Below are 23,748 nucleotides of genomic sequence, written 5' to 3'. Positions count from 1 at the left end.
GCGGTGGTCTCCGGTTCGTCGTTGAATCGTTTCAATGAGTCGAGCGTAGCGGCTGCCGTGCCGCCCGACAAGCGCCTCAGGAGGGCCCGCTGCCGAGGCTGCGCGCGAACCCGTCGGCGTCGTCGAAGGGCGCCGAGACGTGCCGGTGCTCGATGCCGAGCAGCGAGGCCGCGGCCGCGACGTCGCGCGCGACGTGGCCGACGCAGAGCCCCCAGTGGTGCCCGATGCCGGTGCGCGACCACTCGTCGACCCACTCGCCGGGGTCGCCGCCGAAGTCGACCCGGGAGGTCGTGTTGCCGATCGTCAGCAGCGGCCCCGGCACGACCGTGCCCTCGCTCGTGACGAACGACAGCGCGCCGTCGCGGTCCTGCCCGAGGCCGAACGTCGTGACCGGCCCCGGCTGCACGTCGAACTCGACGCTGACGCCGTGGCCGCGCTTGCCGTGGAAGACGCCGAGGCCCCGCAGCACGGGCCGGGACGACGAGATCGCGAGGTGCCCCGGCCCGTCGTGGCCCATCTCGACCACGTCGTCGTCGAAGTTCACCGCCTGGATCTCGGTGAACGAGCCGCCGACCCCGAGCGCCTGCGCCGCGAGCATCGCCACGGAGGTGCGCAGCTCGTACTCGCCCACGGCCGGCACGCCCCGGGCGTTGAGCAGCGAGGCGCCGAGGATGAGGCCCGCGCCGAGCCGCTCGTGCACCTCGCCCTCGAGGCCGCGGTGGTAGTAGGCGAGCGAGTCGAGGTCGAGGTCGTCGACGAGCCGGTCGAGGCCGACGGAGACGCGCGCGCCCCAGTCGAGGTCCTCCTCGCGGACGGACGCGTCGACGTCGAAGACCTCGCGGGCGAGGGCCACGCGCTCGCGCACCTCGGCGTCCGCGACCGCGTCGACCCGCACGCGCAGGTCGTCGAGCTCGAGCACCTCGACGTGCGACCCGAAGTGGGTCGAGAGCAGCGTGAGGTCGGTCGAGACGTCGAGCATGCCCGGGTAGAGGTGGCCCATCAGCCCGTGGCGGGCCTCGCGCAGGCGGGCTCGGACGCCGGCAGCGTGCACCCAGCGCTCGATGCGCCTCCAGGCCCGTTCGCTGCGGAGGTGCCCCGTGACCGAGCGGAACTCGATGCCGGCCCGCGTGAAGACGTTCGCCACCTCGGGCACCGGGCACTGGCCGCAGTACGCCAGCCACAGGCCCGTGTCGAAGGTCGCGTGGTCCATGGCCTCGGTGGGCTGCAGGTCGATGACGAGCACGGGCACTCCGGCCCGCTGCGCGATCGGCAGCACCATCGACGAGGTCAGGTACGTGGTGAGGAAGACGACGATCAGGTCGCAGTCGGCCCGGCGCAGGGTGTCGGCCGCGACCCGCGCCTCCTGCGCGTCGGAGATGAACCCGGTGTCGACCACCTCGGCGTCGAGGCGGCCGAAGCGGTCGACGACGTAGCGGGTCGACTCCTGCAGCTGCGGCAGCAGCCCGGGGAACTGCGGCCAGTAGGTGCCGAGCCCGCCGGCCACGAGGCCCACGCGGGTGCGACGGCGGCGGGACGGGGGCAGCAGGTCGCTGACCGGCGAGGGGGTGGTGCTCATGGGGTTCGCTCCGTTGCGAGGGCCGATGACGGTGGGACTGCGGGCAGCGGGGTGCGGGGCCGCCGGGGAGGCGCGGCGTGCGCCCCGGGGATCGTGGCCGGGGGCGGCGGTGCCGGTCGTGCGCACCGCCGCGCCCCGTCACGGGCGACGACTAGAAGTCGTAGTCGTCGATGTTGTCGGCGTCGAACTCGGTCGGCGGGCCGACGATCACGATGCCGTCGTCGCCGACGGTGCGCTCCCCGAGGTCGCCCGCGGTGAACGTGTCGCCCTTCGCGCCGGTGATGGTGCCGTCGACGAGTGCCTGGCCGGCGTAGGCCGCGACCTCGCCGAGCTGCGCCGGGTCCCACAGGGCGAAGGCCGTGACGGTGCCGTCCTTGACGAACTCGCGCATCTCGTTGGGCAGGCCGAGGCCGGTCAGCGCGACCTTGCCCTTGTACTCCGAGGTCGAGAGGTAGCGGGCGGTGGCGGCGATGCCGACCGTCGTGGGCGAGATGATGCCCTTGAGGTCGGGGTTCGCCTGCAGCAGGCCCTGGGCCTCCTGGAACGACTTCGCGTCGTCGTCGTCCCCGTAGACCGTCGAGACGATCGTGATCCCGGCGTAGTCGGGGTTCGTGTCGACCTCCTCCTGGATGTACTTGATCCACTCGTTCTGGTTCGTGGCGTTCGCGGTCGCCGACAGGATGGCGATGTCGCCCTCCCCGCCGATCTGCTCGCTCATCTGGCGGATCTGGATCAGCGCGACGTCCTTGGCCTCGACCTGGCTGACGAACACGTCGCGGTAGTCGGGGTTCGTGTCGGAGTCGAACGCGACGATCTTCGCCCCGCCGTCACGCGCCTCCTTCAAGGCCGGTCCGACCGCGTCGGGGTCGTTCGCGGCGATGACGATGACGTTCGTGCCCTGCTGCGTCAGCGTGTTGAGGAAGGTGACCTGCGAGGAGGCGCTCGCCTCGAGCGGGCCGACGACGCTGTAGTCGTAGCCGATCGCCTTCGAGGCCTCCTCGCCGCCGCCGAGCACGACGTCGGTGTACGGGTTGTTGAGCTGCTTCGGCACGAAGGCGATCGACTCGGTGCCGCCCGAGCCGGAGCCCGACGAGGCGTCGTCGCCGCCTGCGGTGAGGGCGCAGCCGGAGGCGACGAGCGAGACGGCGGCGAGGGCCGCGGCGGCGGCGAGGCCACGCCGGAGGGCACGGCCTCGGGGGGAGGTGGGGAACGTCATCGTTCTGTCCTTTGCTGTGGGTGGGATGGTGCCGGGGTGGGTGGAGCCGGGTGGTGCGGGTGGGATCGGGGGTGTCAGGCGTGCTCGGCGGAGCGGGCCAGCACGGCCCTCGACGCCCGTCTGACGCGGGTCTTCTCGCGGACGACCGCGATGAGGCTCGGCGTGACCACGCTGCCGACGAGCAGCAGCCCGGTGACGATGTTGAGCACGACGTCGCTGATGCCGCCGAGCCGCAGCGCGTAGCTGATGCTCGAGATGATCAGCACGCCGGCGACGACGCCGGGGATCGAGCCCCGGCCGCCGAAGATCGAGACGCCGCCGAGCAGCACGGCGGCGATGACGGCCAGCTCGATGCCGGTCGCGTTGTCGCTGCGGGCGCTCGAGTAGCGGAGCGTCCAGTAGATGCCGACGAGGGCGGAGACGACGCCGGTGGCGACGAACATCCAGAACTTGGCACGGCCGACGTGCACGCCGACGAAGCTCGCGGCCTCCTTGCTGAAGCCGATGGCGGGCAGGGCCCGGCCGAACGAGCTGGCGTGCAGCAGCACCCCGAAGAAGACGATGACGACGGCCACGCCGACCATCACGGTGGGGATGCCCGTGCCGCCGATCTTCGAGGTGAAGAACGAGGTGAGCCCGGGCGGGAAGTTCGCGACGGCGTTGTCGCCGATCACGACGAGGGCCAGCCCGCGGTAAAGGGCCAGGGTGCCGATCGTGACCGCCAGGCTCGGCAGGCCGATCGAGGTGACCAGGGCGCCGTTGAGGGCGCCGCAGGCGACGCCGATCAGCACGCAGACGACGAAGATCTCGGGGATGCCCCAGCCCGCGGCCCAGAGCACGCCCATCACGGCGCTCGTCAGGCCGGCGGTGCTCGCGACCGAGAGGTCGATCTCGCCGGTGATGACGACGAGCGCCATCGGCATGGCGATCATGAGGATCGGGATCGCGTCGAGCAGCAGGAACCCGGTCGTCTGCACGCTCGCGAACCGCGGCACGGTCAGGGCGCAGACGAGCAGGGTGGCGAGCAGGGCCCACACCATGATCGCGCCGCGGCCGGTCAGCAGTCGTCGGCGGCGCAGGGCCGCCTCGGTGGTCGTCCGGTCAGGCATTGGTGGCCTCGCTCGTGCGCAGTCGTCGGGCCTTGCGGATCGAGGCGATCCGCTCGACGAGGATGGCGGTCAGGATGAGGACGCCGACGATGGCCTGTTGCCAGAACTTGTCGACGCCGAGGGCGGTGAGGCTGCTCGTGATGGTGGTGAGCAGCACGGCCCCGATGGCGGCGCCCACGACGCTGCCCGAGCCGCCGAAGATGGCGATGCCGCCGACGACGGCCGCGGCGACGATGTCGAGCTCGAGCCCCGTGCCCGTCGTCGCGCCCACCGAGTTGAAGCGGCTGGCGTAGAGCACGCCGGCCAGGCCGGTCAGGGTGCCGTTGAGCACGAAGGCCGTGACGACGCGCCTGCTCACCGAGATGCCGAACAGGCGGGCCGCCTGCTCGTCGGAGCCGATGGCGTACATGTCGCGGCCGGGGCGGGTGCGGGCGAGGAAGACGGCCACGAGCACGACGACCACGATCGCGATGATCGTGATGATCGGGATGCCGACGACGGTGTCGACCGAGAGCCGGCCGAAGGCGGCGGGCCGGTCGCCGGCGAAGTACTGCTGCCCGCCGGCCCAGGCGTTGTTGAGCCCGCGGTAGATGTAGAGCATGCCCAGCGTGATGACGAGCGAGGGCACCCGTGCGACCGTCACGAGCAGCCCGTTGATCGCCCCCAGCACGGCGCCGATCGCGAGGCCGATGAGGAAGACGACCACGATCGGGATGTCGGGGGCCGCGGCGAAGACGGTGCCCGTCGCGAAGGCGACGAGGCCGAGGATCGAGCCGACCGAGAGGTCGATGTTGTTCGTGATGATGACGGTGCCGAGGCCGACGGCCATGATCACCGTGATCGTCGCGTTCAGCATGAGGTCCTTGACGCCCTGCGCCGACACGAACAGAGGGTTGGCGATCGTCGTGACGATCACCAGCACGACGAGCGCGGAGGCGACCGGCACCTCGCGCTGCCTCAGCACCGAGGCGAGGGGGCCGCGACCCGTCGTCGGGGCGGGGGCGAGGGCGTGGGTGGTCGTCATCGGGGGGCCTCCGCGGTCGGGGTCGTCGGGGTGACGGGCGCCGACGGCGCCGCGTGCTCGGTGACGTCGGCGGCTCCCGAACCGGTCGCGGCGTGCATCACGCGCTCGGCCGTGGCGTCGGCGCGGTCGAGGGTCGCGGTGAGGCGGCCCTCGTGCATGACGAGCACGCGGTCGGCCATGCCGAGCACCTCCGGAAGCTCGGACGAGATCATCAGCACGGCGATGCCGCGGCCGGCCAGGTCGCTGATCAGCCGGTGCACCTCGCTCTTCGTGCCGACGTCGATGCCGCGGGTGGGCTCGTCGACGATGAGGAAGGCCGGGTCGGTCGCCAGCCACTTCGCGAGCACGACCTTCTGCTGGTTGCCGCCCGAGAGCGTCGCCACCGCGAGCTCCTGGCTGCCGGTCTTGACCTGGAGGCGCTGCGACCAGTCGGCGGCCGCCTCTCGTTCGCGTCGGGCGCTGACCAGGCCGAAGCGGCTGAGGGTCTTGCGGAGGGTCAGCGTCGTGTTGCGGCTCACCGACATGTCCATGACGAGGCCCTGCTTGCGGCGGTCCTCCGGCACGAAGCCGATGCCCGCGCTGATCGAGGCCCGCGGGTCACGTCGGGCGAGGGGCTTCCCGCCGATCGTCACGCTGCCGGCGTCGTAGCGGTCGATGCCGAAGAGCGCCCGGGCGACCTCGGTGCGGCCCGCGCCCACGAGCCCGGCCAGCCCGACGATCTCGCCGGCCCGCACCTCGAACGACACGTCGTGGAAGACGCCCTGCCGCGTCAGCCCCTGGACGGTGACGACGGGCTCGCCGATCCGCGCCTCCTGCTTGGGGAACAGCTGGTCGACGTCGCGCCCGACCATGGCCCGGACGATCTCCGCCGTCGTGACGTCGCCGGTCGCGTGCTCGCTGATGAAGGCGCCGTCACGCATGACCGTGATGCGGTCGCTGAGCCCGAAGACCTCGTCGAAGCGGTGCGAGATGAACATGATCGCGCTGCCGCGGTCGCGGAGGGCGCGGGCGACGCCGAACAGCCGCTCGACCTCGACGCCGCTGAGGGCGGCCGTCGGCTCGTCCATGATCAGCACCTTGGCGTCGAGCGAGATGGCCTTGGCGATCTCGATGATCTGCTGGTCGGCGATCGAGAGCCCCTCGGCGGCGCGGTCGGGGTCGATCGGCACGCCGAGCCGCTCGAAGAGGGCCCGGGCGTCGGCGCGCATCTTCGCCCGGTCGATGAAGCCGAGGCGCGAGGTGGGCTGGCGGCCGACGAAGATGTTCTCGGCGACGGTGAGGTCGGGGAAGAGCGTGGGCTCCTGGTAGATGACGCTGACGCCCGCGGCCTTGCTCTCGGCGGGGGTGCGGAAGACGATCGGGTGCCCGTCGAAGAGGAACTCGCCGCTGTCGGGCTGGTGCACCCCGGCGAGGATCTTGACCATCGTCGACTTGCCGGCGCCGTTCTCGCCGACCAGGGCGTTGATCTCGCCGGCCCGCAGCTGGACGCTGCCGCTGGCGAGCGCCACGACGGCGCCGAAGGTCTTGCGCGCCCCCCTCAGCTCGAGCACGGGGGCCGTGGGCGAGAGGCCGCCGGGCGTGGGGTCGATCGTCACTGATCGTTCTCCTCATCGAGAAATGAATCGTTTCAAAAGCTGCTGGGGTCGACAGTAGGGGCGGGTCGGTGCGGCGTCAAGCACCAGTTGCGTCACGGGCGCGGAGGGCCCGCCTAGACTCGGCCCCGTCGACCTCCGGCGTCGACCACTGCCCCGCGGCGGTGCGGTCGACCAGGGGCAGGAGGCGCGGGTGGAGTCCGTCAGCATCCGCGACGTCGCGACCACGGCCGGCGTCTCGGTCGGCACCGTCTCGAACGTGCTGAACCACCCCGACAAGGTCAGCCCGGCGACCGTCGACCGCGTGCACGCCGCCATCGACGAGCTCGGCTTCGTCCGCAACGACGCGGCGCGTCAGCTGCGCGCCGGGGCGAGCCGGGCGATCGGCCTCGTGATCCTCGACGGCGGCAACCCGTTCTTCACCGACGTCGCCCGCGGCGCCGAGACGGCCGCCGAGAAGGCGGGCCGCGTCGTGCTGCTCGGCAACAGCGACCAGCAGGTCGAGCGCGAGGCCCACTACCTCGACCTCTTCGAGCAGAACCGCGTGCTCGGCATCCTCATCTCCCCCGTCGGCGACGTGAGCGAGCGCCTCGCCCGCCTGCGCCGCCGCGGCACGCCCGCCGTGCTCGTCGACCGGCAGGCGAGCCTCACGACGTTCTCGTCGGTCTCCGTCGACGACGTGCGGGGCGGCCAGCTCGCCGTCGAGCACCTCGTCGCCGTGGGTCGACGGCGCCTGGCCTTCGTCGGCGGACCGCTCGACCTGCAGCAGGTCGCCGACCGCCTCGCCGGGGCGCAGGAGGCGGTGCGCCGCGCCGGCGCGGACGTCGCCCTCGAGGTCGTCGAGGTGCCGGGCCTCACGGTCGAGCACGGCCGCGCGGCCGCCGCGGCGCTCATGGCGCGCCCGCCGTCGGAGCGCCCCGACGGCGTGTTCGCGGCGAACGACCTCGTGGCGATGGGCGTCCTGCAGTCGCTCGTGATGCTCGGCGACCTGCGGGTGCCCGACGACGTGGCGCTGATCGGCTACGACGACATCGACTTCGCGCGGGCCGCCGTGGTGCCGCTCAGCTCGATCCGGCAGCCCAGCGGGCTCATCGGGCAGACGGCGATGGACATCCTCCAGGACGAGATCGACGACCCGACGCGCGAGCCGCGCCGGGTCGTCTTCGCGCCCGAGCTCGTGGTGCGGGCGAGCACCGTGGCGGGGTCGGCTCCGGCCTGACGACCGCGGTCCGGCTGACCCGCACAGAGCTCGCAGTCGAGCTCGGGGCGGCAGGAGCGCTGGCGCGCGGGGGCTACGACGGGAGCGGCGTCGCCCCCGTCGGCAGCGCCTCCTCGTCGGCCGCGACCTCCTTCTGCACGGCGAACTGGGTCCGGTGCAGCTCGTCGTAGCGACCGGCCGCGGCGAGCAGCTCGTCGTGCGTGCCGCGCTCGACGATCGAGCCGTCCTCGACGACGAGGATCAGGTCGGCGCTGCGGATGGTCGAGAGCCGGTGGGCGATCACCAGCGCGGTCCGCCCCTCGAGCGCCTCGCTGAGGGCTGCCTGCACGGCCGCCTCGGACGTCGAGTCGAGAGCCGCCGTCGCCTCGTCGAGGATCACGACGCGAGGCTGGGCCAGCAGGAGGCGCGCGATGGTCATCCGCTGGCGCTCGCCCCCGGAGAGCCGGTAGCCGCGCTCCCCCACCATCGTGTCGAGCTGGTCGGGCAGCGACCGGACGAGCGGCTCGAGCCGCGCCCGACGGACGGCGTCCCACACCTCGTCCTCGGACGCCTCCGGCCGCGCGAGGCGCAGGTTGCTGAGGATCGTCTCGTGGAAGAGGTGGCCGTCCTGCGTCACCATGCCCAGGGTGTGCCGCAGGGAGGCGAAGGTCACGTCGCGCACGTCCGTCCCCGCCAGGCGCACCGCGCCGTCGTCGACGTCGTACAGGCGCGAGAGGAGCTGCGCGATGGTCGACTTGCCCGCACCCGACGTGCCCACGAGGGCGACGGTCTGCCCCGGCTCGATCCGGAAGGAGACGCCGTGCAGCACCTCCTCGCCGCCGCGGGTGTCGAGCGTCGAGACCTCCTCGAGGGAGGCGAGCGACACCTTGTCGGCGGACGGGTAGGCGAAGCGGACGTCGTCGAACTCGACGGCCACCGGGCCGGCGGGCACGACGCCGGCGTCGGGCTTCTCCCGGATGAGCGGCTCCAGGTCGAGGACCTCGAAGACGCGCTCGAAGCTGACGACCGCGCTCATGATCTCCACCCGGGCGTTCGCGAGACCGGTCAGCGGCACGTAGAGGCGGGTGAGGAGGAGGGCCAGGGTGACGACCTCCCCGGTGTCGAGCTGGCCGGCGAGCGCCAGGGCACCGCCGAGCCCGTACACGAGCGCCAGGGCGAGGGCGGAGACGAGCGTCAGCGCGGTGACGAAGACGAACTGCAGCAGCGCGCTGCGGACCCCGATGTCGCGGACGCGGGCGGCACGGACGCGGAACTCCTCCGACTCCTCGTCGGGACGGCCGAAGAGCTTGACGAGGGTGGCGCCGGGCGCCGAGAACCGCTCGGTCATCTGCGTGCTCATCGCCGAGTTGTGGTCGGCGGCCTCGCGGCGGAGCGCGGCGAGGCGGGTGCCCATGCGCCGCGCGGGCACGAGGAAGATCGGGAGCATGACCACGGCGAGGACCGTCACGAGCCACGACGTGCTGAGCATGACGACCAGGGTGAGGACGAGCGCCACGACGTTCGTGACCACGCCCGACAGCGTGCCGCTGAAGGCCTGCTGGGCACCGATGACGTCGTTGTTGAGGCGGCTCACCAGGGCGCCCGTCCGCGTGCGCGTGAAGAACGCGATCGGCATCTTCTGCACGTGGTCGAACACGGCGGTGCGGAGGTCGAGGATCACGCCCTCGCCGATGCGGGCCGAGTACCAGCGCGTCACGAGCGACGCACCCGCGTCGGCCACGGCGACCGCGGCGATCAGGACGGCGAGCTTGACGATGGTGGAGGTCTCGCCCCGGGCGACGATCACGTCGACCACCCGGCCGGCCAGCACCGGCGTCGCGACGGCGAGGAAGGCCCCGACGACGGAGAGGGCGATGAAGACCACGAGCTTCGACCGGTAGGGCACCGCGAACGTCATGATCCGTCGCACGGACGCGCGGGAGATGCCGTGCTCGCCGTCGCGGGCGCTCGAGATCTTGTACAGCGAGCTCCAGGCCGCGCCTTCCATGCTCATGACGGTTCCTTCCGAGGGTGACCGTGCCCACCGTAGACGGGGCACGGCGGTCCCGGCGGCGACCTCCGCCTCCCGGGTGCACCGGCGCGACACGGGCGCCGCGGTCGCGCGAGGTGGATCGAGAGACCGTGGATGATGCGGGGCGGATGCGCCAGGAACGGACCCGTGATCGATCGTCCCGCCCTCGCCGGCGGACCTGGACGGGAGCGTCGACGACGATCTCGCGTTCGTCAGGCCCTGGGGTGTCGAGCTCGCCGACGTCACGGCGCGGGTCGTCCTCGTGCACGGCACCGAGGACCGGGTCGTCGAGACCGGTCCCTGCAGGAGTGGCTCGACCTGACGAACGACCGCCTCGACCACGACGCCCACACCCTGGCCCCGGCGAGGACCGGCGTCGACCGGAGGCGGCGTCGTGACGACGACGGTCGCGCTCCGGTCGACGACCGTCAACAGCGCTGCTGCAGCGCCTCGTCGTACCCGGCGAACCCGGTGGGCGTGCCGAAGGCGGGAGTGCCGTCGGCGGCCCACGGCACGGGCTGGGCGAAGACCTTGCGGTCGTCCCAGCCGTCGGCCGTCGTCGTCTTCGCGTGGTAGACGTTCCAGTTCATGCCGTTCGCACCCGGGACGGGGATCGACTCACCGCCGGGGCCGTAGACGCCCCCGCCCGACGAGAAGACGGGCCCGCGCTTCGCGTACGACTGGTACGTCGTCATGTCACCGCCCTTGTAGACCAGCATCCCGAGCGCGTACGACGTCGTCCACGACGCGTTCGCGTTGTAGACGATCGAGAGGGTGCCCGAGGGGCTGATCCACGCCTCCGGGCCTTCCATGATCGCCTGGCGGCTCGTCTCCCAGGCCTGGTCGGGGTTGCCGATGAGGCGACGGTGGTCCTGGTCGATGTGCAGCGGATCGGACATGTGGGCGATGTAGATCTGCTGCGGCGCCCGGCCGCCGTTCCCGGTCGGGGTCCCCGACCAGAGCATCCACCAGCTGTCCTGGTACCGGAACACGGTTCCGTCGATGGCCCACTGGTCGGTGGAGTCGGCGATCTTGCCGGCGAACGACCACGTGCCCAGGGGGTCTTGCCCGTTCGCGGTGATGGCGAACATGCGGTGGGTGTCGTTCGTGGCGTCGAACGAGCCACGGTCGGTCGCCGCGGCGTAGTAGATGATCCATCTGCCGTCGAGGTACTCGAGTTCGGGCGCCCAGGTCTGCGCGCTGTGATCGGTGCCGGTCGGCGCGGTGAAGATCGTCCGGGCCGTGGCGGTCGACAGGCCGGACAGCGTGCTGGCCGCCTTGAGCGAGATCGACCGGGCTCCGTCGGACTGGGCGAGGTAGTAGACGCCGTTCCGCAGCCAGACCGACGGATCGGCCCCGTTCGAGATCGGGTTCGAGAGGGTGCATGAAGGCGCCGCCTCGGCGGGTGCGCTGGGGGCCGCCGCCATCGGGACGGCGAGTCCCGCGGCGAGGAGCAACGCCCCGGCGCCGGCGACCAGCGCGCGGATCAGTGAAGGTCGTGTCGTCATGGTGGGCCCGCCTCCTCGCGGGCAGGCCCCGGTCGTCGTCGACCGGGGCCGACCCGCCCGGGGTCGGGCAGGCCTCCTCCGTCGCCCGTCAGGGCGAGGACGTCATCCCTTGACCCCCGAGGCCGCCACGCTGTCGACGATCTGCCGCTGCGCCAGCGTGAAGAGGACGAGGACCGGCACCGAGGCGATGACCGCCCCCGCCATCACGATGCCGAAGTGGGTCGAGTAGGCGCCCGAGAGCACCGAGAGTCCCGGCTGCAGGGTCAGGTTCTCCGGGCTGAGCAGCACGTACACCGGCCAGAGGAAGTCGTTCCAGTTCGACAGGAAGCTCAGCACGGCGAGCGTCGCCAGGGCCGGCCGCGAGAGGGGGATGACGATCTGCAGGAAGATCCGCAGGTCGCTCGCCCCGTCGAGGCGCGCCGCCTCCTCGATCTCCGCCGGCAGGCCGACGAAGAACTGCCGCAGGAAGAAGATGCCGAACGCACCAGCGGCTCCCGGGACCGTGATGGCCCAGATGGTGTCGAGCCAGCCGAGGCTCTCGACGATGAGGTAGTTCGGGATGAGGAAGATCACCGGCGGCACGAGCAGGGTCGACACGATCATGCCGAAGACGATCTTCTTGCCGCGGAACTCGAGCCGCGCCAGGGCGTAGGCCCCGAGCGAGGCGGTGACGAGGATTATCGCCGTCTGCAGGGCTCCCGCCGCCAGGCTGTTGAGGAACCACCGGAAGATCGGCTGCTGCCCGCTCGACAGGGTCTGGTAGGCGTCGACGGTGAAGGGGTCGGGGATCGGGGAGGCGGGCCTGCTGATGGCGTCGAAGTCCGTCTTGAACGAGGTCAGCACGATCCAGAGGAGCGGCAGCAGGATCGCCAGCGTCATGATCGCCAGGGCGACGTAGAGCGCCACGGTCGGCACGCGTCGGTGCCACGGGCGGCGACGGCGGCCACCGGTGGAGGCGCGGGTCGGGGGCTGCGGGACCGCGGCCGGCAGCCGCTCGGGGGCGAGCTGGGTCATCACGCCTTCTCTCGTTGGATGCGGAAGTTGACGACGCTGATCACGGCGAGGACGGCGAACAGCAGGTAGCTCATGGCCGACGCGGCGCCCATGTTGCCCTGCGCCAGCCCCTGGTCGGCGATGTACATGATCGCCGAGCGGGTCTCGGTGCCGGGGCCGCCCTGGGTCAGGAGGAACGACTGCCCGAACATGTTGGCCGAGGCGAGGATCGTCGTCGTCGTGACGAAGATCATCACCGGCCGCAGCCCGGGGAGCGTCACCGACCAGAACTTCCGCATCGTGCCGGCCCCGTCGAGGGCCGCGGCTTCGTACAGGTCGGCGTTGATGCCCTTGAGGCCCGCGAGGAGGATGACGGTGTTGAGGCCGGCGGTCCACCAGATGGTGACGCCGACGAGCGACACCCAGGCCCACGGCACGTCGACGGTCCACGGCGTCTGGTCGGGGAGCCCGATCAGGCCGAGGAGGTGGTTGACGACCCCGGCCTGCGGGTCGAGCAGGTACTTCCAGATGACGCCGATGACGGCGACGCCCAGCACGTAGGGGGCGAAGAAGACGCCGCGGAAGAACGTGGTCCCCTTGAGGTTCTGGTTCAGCAGGACGGCTGCGAGCAGGGGGACGACGATGAGCAGCGGCACGCTGAAGACCGTGAAGATGCCGGTCGCCCGCATGCTCGACCAGAAGTCGGAGAAGGTCAGCGACCCGGGCGTCACGAGGTCGACGTAGTTCTGCAGCCCGATGAACGGGTGCACCGGGACGAGCGAGTTCCACCGGTGGAGGCTGATGACGAGGCCGTAGACGGCCGGCACCAGCACGAACAGGGCGAACAGCACGAGGAAGGGCGCGAGGAACGCGTAGGCGGTCAGGTCGCGACGGGGGGCGCCCGGCCGCGCGGACCGTGGGGTCCGCGCGGCCGGGCTGAGGAGCGTGTCAGCCACCGTAGGTCTGCGCGTTCTGCTCGAGGATCTTGTCGGCCTGCGCGGCCGCGTCGTCGAGCGCCTCCTTCGGGGTCTTCTTGCCGAGCACGGCCTCGCCGACGGCCGTCGTGATCTCGGCGTTGGCGGCGGTGATGCCGGGCGCCACGGTCTCGTAGTGGGCGTAGGGCAGCTGGTCGAGGAAGGGCTTGAGGTTCGGGTACTCCTCGACCAGGGCCGGGTCCTCTCGCACGTCGTTGGCGGCCGGCAGCTCGCCGGTCTCGGCCCAGCCGGCCGAGTTGTCGTTCATCCACTTGACGAACGTCGCGGCAGCGGAGGTCTCGTCGGCGCTCTGTCCCTTGTTGCTGGGGAAGATCCAGTCGGTCGAGCTCGACCACACCGCCTTCTCGGTGCCGATCTGGGGCAGCGGGGCGACGGAGAAGTCGACGTCCTGCAGGGCCTCGTTCGTGGTCTGCCAGACGCCGTTCCAGTTGTAGGCGTTCTCGCCCTTGACCAGGGCGTTGAAGTTGCCGTCCTGGGGCACGTTCTTCGGGCTGTAGCCCTTGTCGATCTGGTCGACCATGTGCTGCAGCGCCTGGACCCCGGCGTCGCTGTTGAAGGTGGCCTCGGTCACGTCCTCGTCGTAGAGGTCGCCCCCGAACTGCCAGAGGAGGCTCTGGAACTCGAAGGTGCCGGTGAAGACGTACCCGTCGACCCACTCGCCCTGCACGCCCGCGGCCTTCAGGGCGGCGAGGCTCTTCTCGTACGACGCGGCGTCGGTCGGCACCGTCGTGTCGACACCGGCTGCCTTCAGCACGTCGTTGTTGACGTACAGGCCGAGGGGCGTGACGCTCCACGGGATGCCGTACTGGGTGCCCTGGTACTGGTTGCCCTCGAAGAGTCCCTCGGGGAAATCGTCTGCGGTGTAGCCGAGGCCGTCGACGATGTCGCCGCTGTCGAGCAGCAGGCCCTGGGCGGCGTAGGTCGCGACGTCGTCGCCGTGCGCGACGGCGACGTCGGGCCCCTTGCCCGCCTTGATGGCGAGGGGCATCTTCGCGGAGATGTCGGCCCACTCCATGGGGACGCTCTTGACGACGATGTTGTCGTGCTCGGCGTTGAACTGCTTCACGAGCTCGGGCACGATCGTCGGCGCGGCGCCGCCGGTCCAGCCGTTCCAGAAGTCGACGGTGACCTTCGGCCCCGTGTAGTCCGCGCCCGAGACGCTGCCCGTCGTGGACGAGGCGCCTGAGCTGCAGCCGGCGAGCGAGACGCCGAGACCGACGACGGTCGCGACCGTGACCGCCCGGGTGACGAGGGATCTGTTCATGTGGGTGCTCTCCTTTGAGTCCGGCCTCGCCGTCGTGCCGAGGCACGCTGTCGGCGGCGTCGCCGTGGTGTGCACGTATCTTTACAGCGCTGTAAACGCTCCGTCAAGTCTGTGCCCTACAGTCGGGGGACGACGATCGGGAGGCGGAGCATGGCGAGGGCGAGACTGCAGGACGTCGCCGAGGTGGCCGGCGTCTCGATGAAGACCGTGTCGAACGTCGTCCGGGGCTACGTCCACGTGTCCCCCGCCACGCGCGCGAAGGTCCAGCGGGCGATCGACGACCTGGACTACCGCCCGAACGAGTCGGGCCGGTCGTTGGCGACCGGACGGACCGGGCTGCTCGCCCTGGCGTTCAGCGACATCAGCATCCCCTACTACTCGGAGCTGGCTCGATGCGTCTCGACGCTGGCGCGTGACCGCGGCTACCGCGTGCTGCTCGAGCAGACCGACGGCACGCTCGACGCCGAGCGGGCCATCGTCTCCACCTCCGAGGCGGGCCTCGTCGACGGCGTGCTCTTCCAGCCCTCCACCCTCGGGTCGTCCGAGATCGCCCGGCATCGCAGCGACATCCCCGTCGTCCTGCTCGGCGAGGCGCAGGCCCCGGTCAGCGTCGACCACGTGATGATCGACAACGTGGCCGCCGCCCGCGAGGTCACGCGCCACCTGGCGTCGCTCGGCGCGCGCCGCATCGCCTTCCTCGGCCACGAACGCTCGGCGCTCAGCCCGACCTCGAAGGTCCGCCTCGCGGGCTACCAGGAGGGCCTCGAGGCCGAGGGCCTCCCCCTCGACATGGGGCTCCTCGTGGCGAGCGACGCCGTCTCGTCGGCCAGCGCCGACCGGGCGGTGACCGAGGCGCTCGAGGCCGGGCTGCGCTTCGACGGGCTCGTCTGCCGCGACGACCTGGCCGCCATCGGCGCGATCCACGCCCTCGGCGCCGCGGGCGTCCGCGTCCCGGACGACGTCGTCGTCAGCGGGTGGGACGACGTCGCCATGGCGTCGTTCACGCAGCCGGGCCTCACCACCGTCCGGCCCGACATGGCCGCCCTCGCCAGCACCGCGCTCGGCATGCTCGAACAGCGCATCGCGGGGTTCGACGAGCTCGGCAGGCACGTCCTGGTCGGCCACGAGGTGGTCTACCGCGGCAGCGCGCCAGAGAATTTACAGCGCTAGAAATTTCGGACATACTGTCCGCGTGCTGAGAAACGACGGCGATGACGCCTCCTCTTCCGTCCCTGCGTCGCGGGGGGACGGCTGCTATCCGCGGCCCCAGGTGGTGCGCCCGCGGTGGGCGGACCTGTCGGGCCCGTGGGGCTTCTGCCACGACGACGACGACGAGGGCCAAGCACGTGGCTGGTCCCGGCGCCCCGTCGGTGATCGGACCATCACCGTGCCGTTCCCTCCGGAGTCACCGGCGTCCGGCATCGCCGACACCGGCTTCCACCCCGTCGTGTGGTACTCACGAGCGCTGACGGTCGACGAGCTCCGCGACGCCGGCCTCGGGCCCGACGCCCCCCGGCTGCTCGTGCACTTCGGTGCCGTCGACTACCGGGCCAAGGTCTGGCTCAACGGCGTGCTGCTGGGCGAGCACGAGGGCGGCCACACCCCCTTCACGTTCGACGCGACCGACGCGGTCGACGACGACGCCGCCGAGCAGCTGCTGGTCGTCCGGGCCGAGGACGACCCCCACGACGTCACGCAGCCTCGTGGCAAGCAGGACTGGCAGCTCGATCCGCACGTGATCTGGTACCACCGCACGACGGGCATCTGGCAGACGGTCTGGCTCGAGGCCGTGCCGCGCACCTCGATCCGGACGCTCGGCTGGACCAGCGACCTGCCCGCCGCCGCCGTCGACCTCGCGCTGGAGCTCCGCGGTCCCGTCACGGCCTCCGCGGTCGTCGAGGTGGTCGTCGCGCACGACGGCGCCGAGCTCGGCCGCGTCACCGTGCCTGCCGCTTCGCGGACGATCACGACCCGGGTCCACCTCGTCGCCCAGCGCAACGGGCAGGCCTACGAGCGACTGCTGTGGTCGCCGGAGTCGCCGGTCCTGCTCGACGCGACGGTGCGGCTCGTCGGTCCGGCGGGCGAGGTGCTCGATCTCGTGGACTCCTACCTGGGGCTCCGATCCGTCGACGTCTCGGACGGGGCGTTCCGGCTCAACGACCGGCCGTACTACGTCCGCAGCGTCCTCGAGCAGGGGTACTGGCCGGAGTCCCACCTGGCCGCTCCCTCGCCGGGGGCCCTCCGTGACGAGGTCGAGCTGATCAAGTCGCTGGGCTTCAACGCGGCTCGGGTGCACCAGAAGATCGAGGACCCGCGGTTCCTCTTCTGGGCCGACCGGCTGGGCCTCCTCGTCTGGGGCGAGATGGCCGGAGCGTTCGAGTTCTCGCCGCTGGCCGTCGCCCGTTTCGCGTCCGAGTGGACGGAAGCCGTCCGACGTGACGTCTCGCACCCCTGCATCGTCACGTGGGTGCCGATGAACGAGAGCTGGGGCGTGCAGCACATCGCCCGCGATCCGGCCCAACGCGCGTTCGCCCGTTCCATGGCCGACCTCACCAGGGCGCTCGACCCCTCGCGTCCCGTCATCTCGAACGACGGGTGGGAGCACGTGTCGTCCGACATCATCTCCGTCCACGACTACGAGGCGTCACCCGCGGTCATGGCGGAGCGGTACGGCTCCGCGACGGCCCGGGAAGACCTCGTCTCCGGTCACGGACCGGCGGGACGACGCATCCTCCTGCCCGGGGACACGGACCCCGGGTCGCCGTTGATGCTGACGGAGTTCGGCGGCATCCGCTACGACACCTCGGCGGAGGGCGCAGACGACGCCTGGGGCTACTCGAGCGCCGGCAGCGCAGAGCAGTTCGCGTCCCAGCTGCGGGGGCTGCTCGGGGCCGTCATCGCGAGCTCGAGCCTCGCGGGCTTCTGCTACACGCAGCTGACCGACACCCGGCAGGAGGCCAACGGCCTGGTCGACGCCCGACGCCGCCCGAAGGTCCCGATCGAAGTGATCCGTGCCGCCGTCCAGGCGCAGACCTGAACGGGTGCTGCCTCGCCTTCGAGCGGCACGAGCGCATCGGGCCGTCGCTCAGTCGGACGCCGGGGCCCGCAGGCCTCCTGCACTGGGGGTGGTCTCGGGGCTCGCATCCGGGCATGCTCGACGGAGGGACGAGACCAGGGGGAACCGTGCAGGTGAGCGACGCGATGATCGGTCGTGAGGGGCAGGTGTACGGACGCGGGCGGTTGTCCTTCCTCGGGATGGACCAGGTCACCGCCGAGGCGACCACGATCGAGGTCGCGGGGAACGAGTCCTCCGCGCAGTTCTTCACGGCCGCCCCGTCCGACAGGGACCAGCGATCGGGCTACCTCACGTCGGACCGTCAGGGCGCCACCGTGCGTCTGCCGGTCGGTGTCGGGAGCTTGATCGGTCGCGTGGTGAAGTACGCCGGCTCAGCTCCCCTGGCCGTGGCCGTCGATGCTCCTGGCGGTGTCCGGCTGCCGGGGGGCGGCTTCGAGCACGGCGCGTCGGACTGGAGGATCGCGGTCACCGCCGTCGCTGACGACGCCGCCGTCGACCCAGGCGCCGTCCGGATCGACCTCTCGGCAGCGCTGCGCCCGCACCCCGCCGACTCCGGACCCCGCAGTGAATGGCCGTCCGACGTGGCCGACTCCCGCTTGTCGTTGGAGTGCACCCTCGATCCAGCCACCCGCGCTCTCGCCTACGGCTCGATGTCGACCACGCTCTACGGCGATGCACCAGGAGAGGCGCCTCAGCGGACGACCCGGACGACAGCAGCGTCGATGCGGCTCGCCGCGACGCCGGTCGGCGCCGACGGCGGGCTCTTCGCCCGGACCGACGACGGCCGACTCGTGAGCGTCATCTACTTCCTCTCCACCTTCACGTTCTGTGCGCCGTTCCGAGAGACCCGCTCGAGCACCGGGTTCGTGGAAGGACGCGAAGACCCGGTCCGGGTGAGCCTGCGCGGCGTCGACCTCGAGAGGGTGCGCGACCTTCTCACCATGAGTCGTCACGCAGTCGTCGAGCTCGTCTCCGACGACGTGGGCTCCGTCCAGTACACGCGAGACAACTCCGACGGGCCTGGTGACCGCGACGTCGCGGTGCAGGCACGTCTCGCCTTCGACCTCCGAGATGACGGACTGCGGCTCGAGTACCTGGTCCGACCTCGGGAGAACGCCTCCCTGAGCGGAGCGTTCACCCTGCCGTGGGAGATCTTGATCCTCGGCCGATGGACCGGACGGTACGGGCGGAGCAGGGTGCTGGCAGGAGGCGCCTGACGCGTCCAGGCCCACCGACGTCGGCGGCCGACGCCGACCGTGGAGGAAGGTCCGCGGCACGCCGCTGCGCGACTCAGCCCTTCGGCGTCTGATCGACCTCCACGGCGACGGAGTAGTCGGTGCCCCCGTCCGTGCTGATGGTCGACACGGAGTCGTAGACCGTGTCGTCGACGCCCGCTCGACGACTGAGCCAGCCCGGTCCGTCGCGTCGGAGCTGCTCGAGCTCGCGGCTCGGTCCGGGAGGGACCTGCGACTTCTGCCTCAGCAGCCGCCACTGCAGGACGACCCCGACGACGACGCCCGTGGCGAAGAAGGGCACCCCGACCGCGACCATCAGCCACACCGGCAGACTCTTCAGGCCCCGACCCATCGGAGCCCACGGATCCCACCCGACGGACGTCCCGCCCCAGAGGATGATCACGAGGAAGCCCGCACTGACGACGGCTGCTACCCACGGACGCGCACGGAAGAGCGATCCGAGCCAGCCTGGGCTGCCGTTCCGCACCATGCGTGAGATCCTACGTCGCGCCTCTCAGGCCGCTGACGACCTGGTGCGGCGCATCTCGCCCGAGCCCGCGGCGCCCGTCACCGACCGTCTGTCGGGCAGGCCCTGTCCGATCCCTCTAGGAGAACCTGTCATGCCAGACACCCTCGAAGCGCAGCTCGACCGCATCTTCGCCGCCCGCGACCGGGACGACATGCGCCCGACCATCGACGCGCTCCTGCCCCTCCACAGGGAGCACCCCGAGGATCCGCGGGTCCTCTACGAACTCGGCGGCGCCTACGACACGGCGGGAGAAGAAGCGACGGCACTCGGCTTCTACGAGCGATCGATGCAGGAAGGACTGGCGGGTGACATCCGCCGACGCTGCTACCTCCAGTACGGGAGCACCCTCCGCAACCTCGGCAGGATCGAGGAATCACTGGACGTCTTCGCCCGGGCACGGGGGGAGTTCCCGGACTCGGTCGCTCTGGGAGCCTTCGAGGCCCTCACCCTCCACGCGGCGGGACAGGTCGACACGGCCCTGGCACGCCTCCTCGACCTCCTGGCCGATCACGTCGACGCACCAGAGCTCGACAGGTACAAGCCAGCTCTGCGAGGCAACGCTGAACACCTCGCGTCGCTGGACGTCGGGTCCCGAGCCACGCCCCGGTGACCCCCCTCGCGGGCGTCCTCATCCAGGTCGGCGGCGCACCTGACCCGACTCACCGGGAGTGGACGAGGCGCACCCTGGTGACGGAGAACCCGGCCCGCTCGAACGCGGCTCGCATGGGTCGATTGGCTGCGTCGGTGGTGCCGACGATCCGGGGCTGGCCGTCCTCGTGGTGGACGTGCACCATCTCCGCGAGGAGGTCGTGCACGTAGCCGTGGCCTCGGTGTCCGGGCAGCACGCCGAGGTAGCTGATGCTCGCGTCGTAGGCGGTCCTGGTCGGCACGATGAATCCGACGGTCCTCCCGTCCGAGAGGCGGGCTGAGCGCCACGCTTCCCGGTCGCCGGGGAGGGAGAGGTAGAAGGCCAAGTCGTCCTCGGCCAGGGCCTCGACACCCTCACGGGCGGCCATGTCGATGGTGTGGCCGTCGAGCGACCCCGACGCGACGTCGGCGAACATCGCCTGGAAGAAGGCATCAGGGGCGGACTCGAAGCGCAGACGGGTCGATCGGGGCGGCATGGGGTCCGACGAGGTCCACGCGAAGCTGATCCGCTCGGTGGTGCGGGCGAAGCCACCACGGTGGGCTGCTTCATGACGCCAGCGGACTGCCTCGGCCGCAGCCGGATCGCCGGCCCACGACACCGCGACGTCGACGTTGAACTCGAGGTCGCCGTGCGAGCCGAACGTGTCAAGACCGGCTCGGACCAGCGCCGTTCCGACGTCCTCCGGCACAGGGACCCCGGGTGAGACGGTGAGGCAGTCGAGGGTCGAGGGCACGTCCGCCCCCGCCCTGCCCCACCACAGCGCTCGACCCACGGGCCGCCCGTCCCGTTCGGCGATCCACGACCACTCCGGCCGGTAGGCGCCCGTCTCGAGCTCGTCCGTGAGCGCTCTCCTCCCGACCCACGCCACGGGATCGGCACTCGTCCAGGCCGTCAGGAGCGGCACGTCGGCACGTCGACACCGTCTGATGAGCAGGGAGGCGTCGGTGTCGGTCATCGAGGACAGCCTGGCGGACGAGCGCCTGGGCCGCCAGGCGCCTGGACACGTTCGGTGCGTGATCCCCTGTCGGGCACCTGCATGAGCGGCCGGACTGCCGGAGTCCTCCTCCGGCGGCAGCCGGTGTATCGTTCCCATCACTGAGGTAAAAGGCGTCGCGCTCTGCGACGCACCCGCACGCGGCATCGAACGAGTCGCCACTTCTTCCCAGAAGGAGTGCGTCTCGTGTCCCCCCTCACCTCTGTCTCCCGCGGTCGGCTGCGTGCCGGCGACGCGCCTCCCCGGCTCTCCGATGCGTGGATCGCCCTGGCCGGGCTGTCCGCGGTGTTCCTGTTCGAGATGCTCGACACCTCGGTGCTGAACGTCGCGCTGCCGACGATCGGCCGCGAGCTGGGCTCGTCGACGACGGGCCTGCAGTGGGTGTCGGGCGCCTACGCGGTCGCCTTCGGCGGGCTGATGCTGCTCTTCGGCGCCGTCGCCGACCGTGTGGGGCGCCGCCGCGTCATGCTCGTGGGCCTCGCGCTGCTGGCCGTGGCGAGCCTCGCCACCGTGGCGGTCACGACGACCGAGCAGCTCGTCACCGTCCGGGTGCTGACGGGCGTCGCCGCCGCGATGACCACCCCCGGGTCGATGGCGTTGGCGTTCCGGCTGTTCGACGACGAGGGCCTCCGGGTCCGGGCCCTGACCGTGATCTCGACCGCGGGGCTCGTCGGCCTCGCCGTCGGCCCGACCGTCGGCGGGTTCGTGCTCGCCGTCGCCCCGTGGCAGGTGCTGCTGCTGGCCGACGTGCCGATCGCGGTGCTGGCGTTCGTCGGCATCCGCGTCGGCGTCGCTCGCGACGACGCGGCGGGGCTGCGGCGCGTCCCCGTCGACGTGGGTGGCGCACTGCTCGGCACCGCCGCCGTGACCGGGCTGCTCGTGACGCCGACCGTCCTCGTCGAGCCGGCCACCGCCTCCTCGTGGGGGTGGGCCGCCGTCGTGCTGACCGTCGCGTGCGGCGCCGGGTTCGTGGTGCGCCTGCGGACGGCGCGGCACCCGGTGGTCGACCTGCACCTGCTCGCCCGCCCCCTGGTGTCGAGCGGCCTGGCGTTCAAGGCCGCGTCGGGCCTCGCCGTCGCCGGGTTGTCGTACCTCGTGACCCTGCAGCTGCAGTTCGGCTGGGGCTGGCCTCCGGCCCTGGCCGCTGTCGGCACGCTGCCGCAGGTCGTCGTGCTCCTGGCCGGAGGCCGCCTCGTGGGGCCGTTCGTGCAGCGGGTCGGCCTCGGCCGGGCGGCGTGGATCAGCGCGGCCGCGGTCGTGTCGGGCCTCGCCGTCTTCGGCGCCCTGAGCCGTCACGGGTACGTCTGGGTGCTCGTCGCGCTCGTGCTCGTCGCCGCCGGCATGCGCGTCGTCGGGGTCGTCGCGGGAGCCTCCGTGCTCACGGGCCTCCCGGCCGACCGCACCTCGGTCGGCGCGGCCCTCGTCGACACGTCGAGCGAGCTGGTGGGAGGAGCCGCGGTCGCCGCCGCGGGCACGATCGTCGCCGCCCTCGTCACCGGCAGCATCACGACCACCCCGTGGACGGCCGCTCGGCTCGCGGGCTTCGAGGACGCCCTCACCGTCGCCGGGCTCGGTCTCGCCGCCGTCGCCGCCGGGCTCGTCGTGGTCGGGATGCTCCGGGCACGAACCGCCGACCTGGCGCCCCTCACCACTGCACCCGACCCCTCGACCACGCTCACCCCCACGACCCAGGAGCCCTCTCGTGCCTGACGCCACCACCCTGCCCCGTCCCCCGTTCGACGCCGAGTACGTGCCCTTCCTCGAGGCGATGGACGCCCGCGGCCGCCCCCGCCTCGAGACCGCGATGCTGCCGCAGATGCGGCAGCTGGACATGACGGAGGCGCAGCTCGACGAAGGACTGCGCGCCCGCGGTCTCGAGAGGCGCAGCATCACCGTCCCCGGGCACCTCGGCGAGCCGATCGCCCTGGCGGTGGTCCAGCGCATCGGCCGCACCGGGACGGCGGCCTGCGCCTACGCGATCCACGGCGGCGGGATGATGTTCGGCCACCACCTCGGCAACCTCGACTCGTACGACGACTGGCTGCTCGTGCACGACGTCGTCCTCGTCAGCCCCGACTACCGTCTCGCCCCGGAGCACCCCGACCCCTACCCGGTCGAGGACTGCTACGCCGGCCTCGTCTGGGTCGCCGCGCACGCCGACGAGCTCGGCGTCGACCCGGATCGCATCGTCCTCGTCGGCCAGAGCGCCGGGGCAGGGCTCGCGGCGGGCACGGCGCTCCTCGCCCGCGATCGGCAGGGGCCGGCCGTCGTCGGCCAGGTGCTCGTCAGCCCCATGCTCGACGACCGCGACGCGACCGTCTCCGCCCGGCAGTTCGACGGGGTGGGCGTCGCCGACCGAGACATGACCCGGTTCGGCTGGGACGCCTACCTCGGCGACCGTCGCGGCGGCGACGACGTGTCGATCTACGCCGCTCCCGGCCGCGCGGACGAGCTGGCGGGCCTTCCGCCGGCGTACGTCGACTGCGGCAGCGCCGAGGTGTTCCGCGACGAGACCGTCGCCTACGCCAGCGCGCTCTGGGCGGCGGGAGTGCAGGCGGAGCTGCACGTGTGGCCGGGGGCGTTCCACGGGTCGACGAGCATGATGCCGGGAGCGACCCTGTCGCGCCGGGCCGTCGCCGCTCTGCGCGACTGGACCGGGCGCCTCCTCGACCCCACTCCCTGACGGCATCCCGGGGCGGGCATGTGGATCGCCCGCCCCGGGCCCGCCCCTGGGGGAGGCGATGCACCCGTGACCTCG

Annotated in this window: 19 protein-coding genes; 7 read left to right on the top strand and 12 right to left on the bottom strand. The window is 71.8% G+C overall.

Features of this window, described 5'->3' with window-relative positions; all coding sequences use genetic code 11:
- Positions 1-76: 76 nt before the first annotated feature.
- The 5 genes from EDF38_RS01685 to EDF38_RS01665 form a co-directional block, all read right to left on the bottom strand.
- On the bottom strand, positions 77-1,576 hold the full coding sequence (locus tag EDF38_RS01685; RefSeq protein ID WP_123353667.1) for an L-fucose/L-arabinose isomerase family protein: 1,500 nt from the start codon (positions 1,574-1,576) through the stop codon (positions 77-79).
- A gap of 151 nt (positions 1,577-1,727) precedes the next feature.
- Complete coding sequence (gene rhaS, locus EDF38_RS01680; RefSeq protein WP_123353666.1) at positions 1,728-2,792, bottom strand: rhamnose ABC transporter substrate-binding protein; 1,065 nt, start codon at positions 2,790-2,792, stop codon at positions 1,728-1,730.
- 74 nt (positions 2,793-2,866) lie between these two features.
- Entirely contained in the window at positions 2,867-3,901 is a 1,035-nt protein-coding gene (locus tag EDF38_RS01675; RefSeq protein ID WP_123353665.1) for an ABC transporter permease, read from the bottom strand.
- Positions 3,894-4,925 (bottom strand): ABC transporter permease, encoded by a 1,032-nt coding sequence (locus EDF38_RS01670; protein WP_123353664.1) that lies wholly within the window; start codon positions 4,923-4,925, stop codon positions 3,894-3,896. The genes EDF38_RS01675 and EDF38_RS01670 overlap by 8 nt, the downstream gene beginning before the upstream one ends.
- On the bottom strand, positions 4,922-6,520 hold the full coding sequence (locus tag EDF38_RS01665) for a sugar ABC transporter ATP-binding protein (protein ID WP_233572123.1): 1,599 nt from the start codon (positions 6,518-6,520) through the stop codon (positions 4,922-4,924). Before EDF38_RS01665 ends, EDF38_RS01670 begins: the two co-directional genes overlap by 4 nt.
- Before the next feature lie 190 nt (positions 6,521-6,710).
- On the opposite strand from EDF38_RS01665, the gene EDF38_RS01660 reads away from it, so the two are divergent.
- Positions 6,711-7,736: a LacI family DNA-binding transcriptional regulator gene (locus EDF38_RS01660; protein WP_199734549.1), complete on the top strand. Its 1,026-nt coding sequence runs from the start codon at positions 6,711-6,713 to the stop codon at positions 7,734-7,736.
- 73 nt (positions 7,737-7,809) lie between these two features.
- On the opposite strand, the gene EDF38_RS01655 is transcribed toward EDF38_RS01660, so the two are convergent.
- From EDF38_RS01655 to EDF38_RS01635, 5 genes are all read right to left on the bottom strand, one after another.
- Positions 7,810-9,729, bottom strand: coding sequence for an ABC transporter ATP-binding protein (locus EDF38_RS01655; protein WP_123353663.1), 1,920 nt, complete (start codon positions 9,727-9,729; stop codon positions 7,810-7,812).
- A gap of 446 nt (positions 9,730-10,175) precedes the next feature.
- The gene (locus EDF38_RS01650) at positions 10,176-11,255 is read right to left on the bottom strand and encodes a family 43 glycosylhydrolase (RefSeq protein ID WP_123353662.1); all 1,080 of its coding nucleotides are present in this window, start codon (positions 11,253-11,255) and stop codon (positions 10,176-10,178) included.
- A 102-nt stretch (positions 11,256-11,357) separates the two neighbouring features.
- Positions 11,358-12,269, bottom strand: a complete 912-nt coding sequence (locus EDF38_RS01645) for a carbohydrate ABC transporter permease (protein ID WP_123353661.1) — start codon at positions 12,267-12,269, stop codon at positions 11,358-11,360.
- Entirely contained in the window at positions 12,269-13,204 is a 936-nt protein-coding gene (locus tag EDF38_RS01640; protein WP_123353660.1) for a carbohydrate ABC transporter permease, read from the bottom strand. Before EDF38_RS01640 ends, EDF38_RS01645 begins: the two co-directional genes overlap by 1 nt.
- Entirely contained in the window at positions 13,197-14,507 is a 1,311-nt protein-coding gene (locus tag EDF38_RS01635; protein WP_123353659.1) for an ABC transporter substrate-binding protein, read from the bottom strand. The genes EDF38_RS01640 and EDF38_RS01635 overlap by 8 nt, the downstream gene beginning before the upstream one ends.
- 150 nt (positions 14,508-14,657) lie before the next feature.
- Here EDF38_RS01635 and EDF38_RS01630 point away from each other — a divergent pair, with 150 nt between their 5' ends.
- From EDF38_RS01630 to EDF38_RS01620, 3 genes are all read left to right on the top strand, one after another.
- Positions 14,658-15,677, top strand: a complete 1,020-nt coding sequence (locus EDF38_RS01630; RefSeq protein WP_123353658.1) for a LacI family DNA-binding transcriptional regulator — start codon at positions 14,658-14,660, stop codon at positions 15,675-15,677.
- A 22-nt stretch (positions 15,678-15,699) separates the two neighbouring features.
- Positions 15,700-17,544, top strand: coding sequence for a glycoside hydrolase family 2 protein (locus EDF38_RS01625; protein WP_233572121.1), 1,845 nt, complete (start codon positions 15,700-15,702; stop codon positions 17,542-17,544).
- Positions 17,545-17,696: 152 nt separating this feature from the next.
- Entirely contained in the window at positions 17,697-18,800 is a 1,104-nt protein-coding gene (locus tag EDF38_RS01620) for a hypothetical protein (protein ID WP_158613298.1), read from the top strand.
- Between the two features lie 73 nt (positions 18,801-18,873).
- Here the strand turns inward: EDF38_RS01620 and EDF38_RS01615 are convergent, their stop codons facing one another.
- Positions 18,874-19,308: a phage holin family protein gene (locus EDF38_RS01615; protein WP_148061427.1), complete on the bottom strand. Its 435-nt coding sequence runs from the start codon at positions 19,306-19,308 to the stop codon at positions 18,874-18,876.
- A 130-nt stretch (positions 19,309-19,438) separates the two neighbouring features.
- Between EDF38_RS01615 and EDF38_RS01610 the strand changes: the two genes are divergently transcribed.
- Positions 19,439-19,957 carry a tetratricopeptide repeat protein gene (locus EDF38_RS01610; RefSeq protein WP_123354945.1) on the top strand — a complete coding sequence of 173 codons (519 nt, stop codon included), beginning with the start codon at positions 19,439-19,441 and terminating at the stop codon, positions 19,955-19,957.
- Positions 19,958-20,006: 49 nt separating this feature from the next.
- On the opposite strand, the gene EDF38_RS01605 is transcribed toward EDF38_RS01610, so the two are convergent.
- Positions 20,007-20,951, bottom strand: coding sequence for a GNAT family N-acetyltransferase (locus EDF38_RS01605; protein WP_158613297.1), 945 nt, complete (start codon positions 20,949-20,951; stop codon positions 20,007-20,009).
- A gap of 225 nt (positions 20,952-21,176) precedes the next feature.
- Between EDF38_RS01605 and EDF38_RS01600 the strand changes: the two genes are divergently transcribed.
- The gene (locus tag EDF38_RS01600) at positions 21,177-22,700 is read left to right on the top strand and encodes an MFS transporter (RefSeq protein WP_370275475.1); all 1,524 of its coding nucleotides are present in this window, start codon (positions 21,177-21,179) and stop codon (positions 22,698-22,700) included.
- The gene (locus tag EDF38_RS01595) at positions 22,693-23,673 is read left to right on the top strand and encodes an alpha/beta hydrolase (protein ID WP_233572120.1); all 981 of its coding nucleotides are present in this window, start codon (positions 22,693-22,695) and stop codon (positions 23,671-23,673) included. Before EDF38_RS01600 ends, EDF38_RS01595 begins: the two co-directional genes overlap by 8 nt.
- Positions 23,674-23,748 lie beyond the last annotated feature (75 nt).

Source organism: Frigoribacterium sp. PhB160 (genome assembly GCF_003751785.1).
In the GTDB taxonomy this organism is placed as follows: domain Bacteria; phylum Actinomycetota; class Actinomycetes; order Actinomycetales; family Microbacteriaceae; genus Frigoribacterium.
Note: the sequence above shows the minus strand (reverse complement) of the source record. Positions and strands in the feature narration are given on the sequence as shown.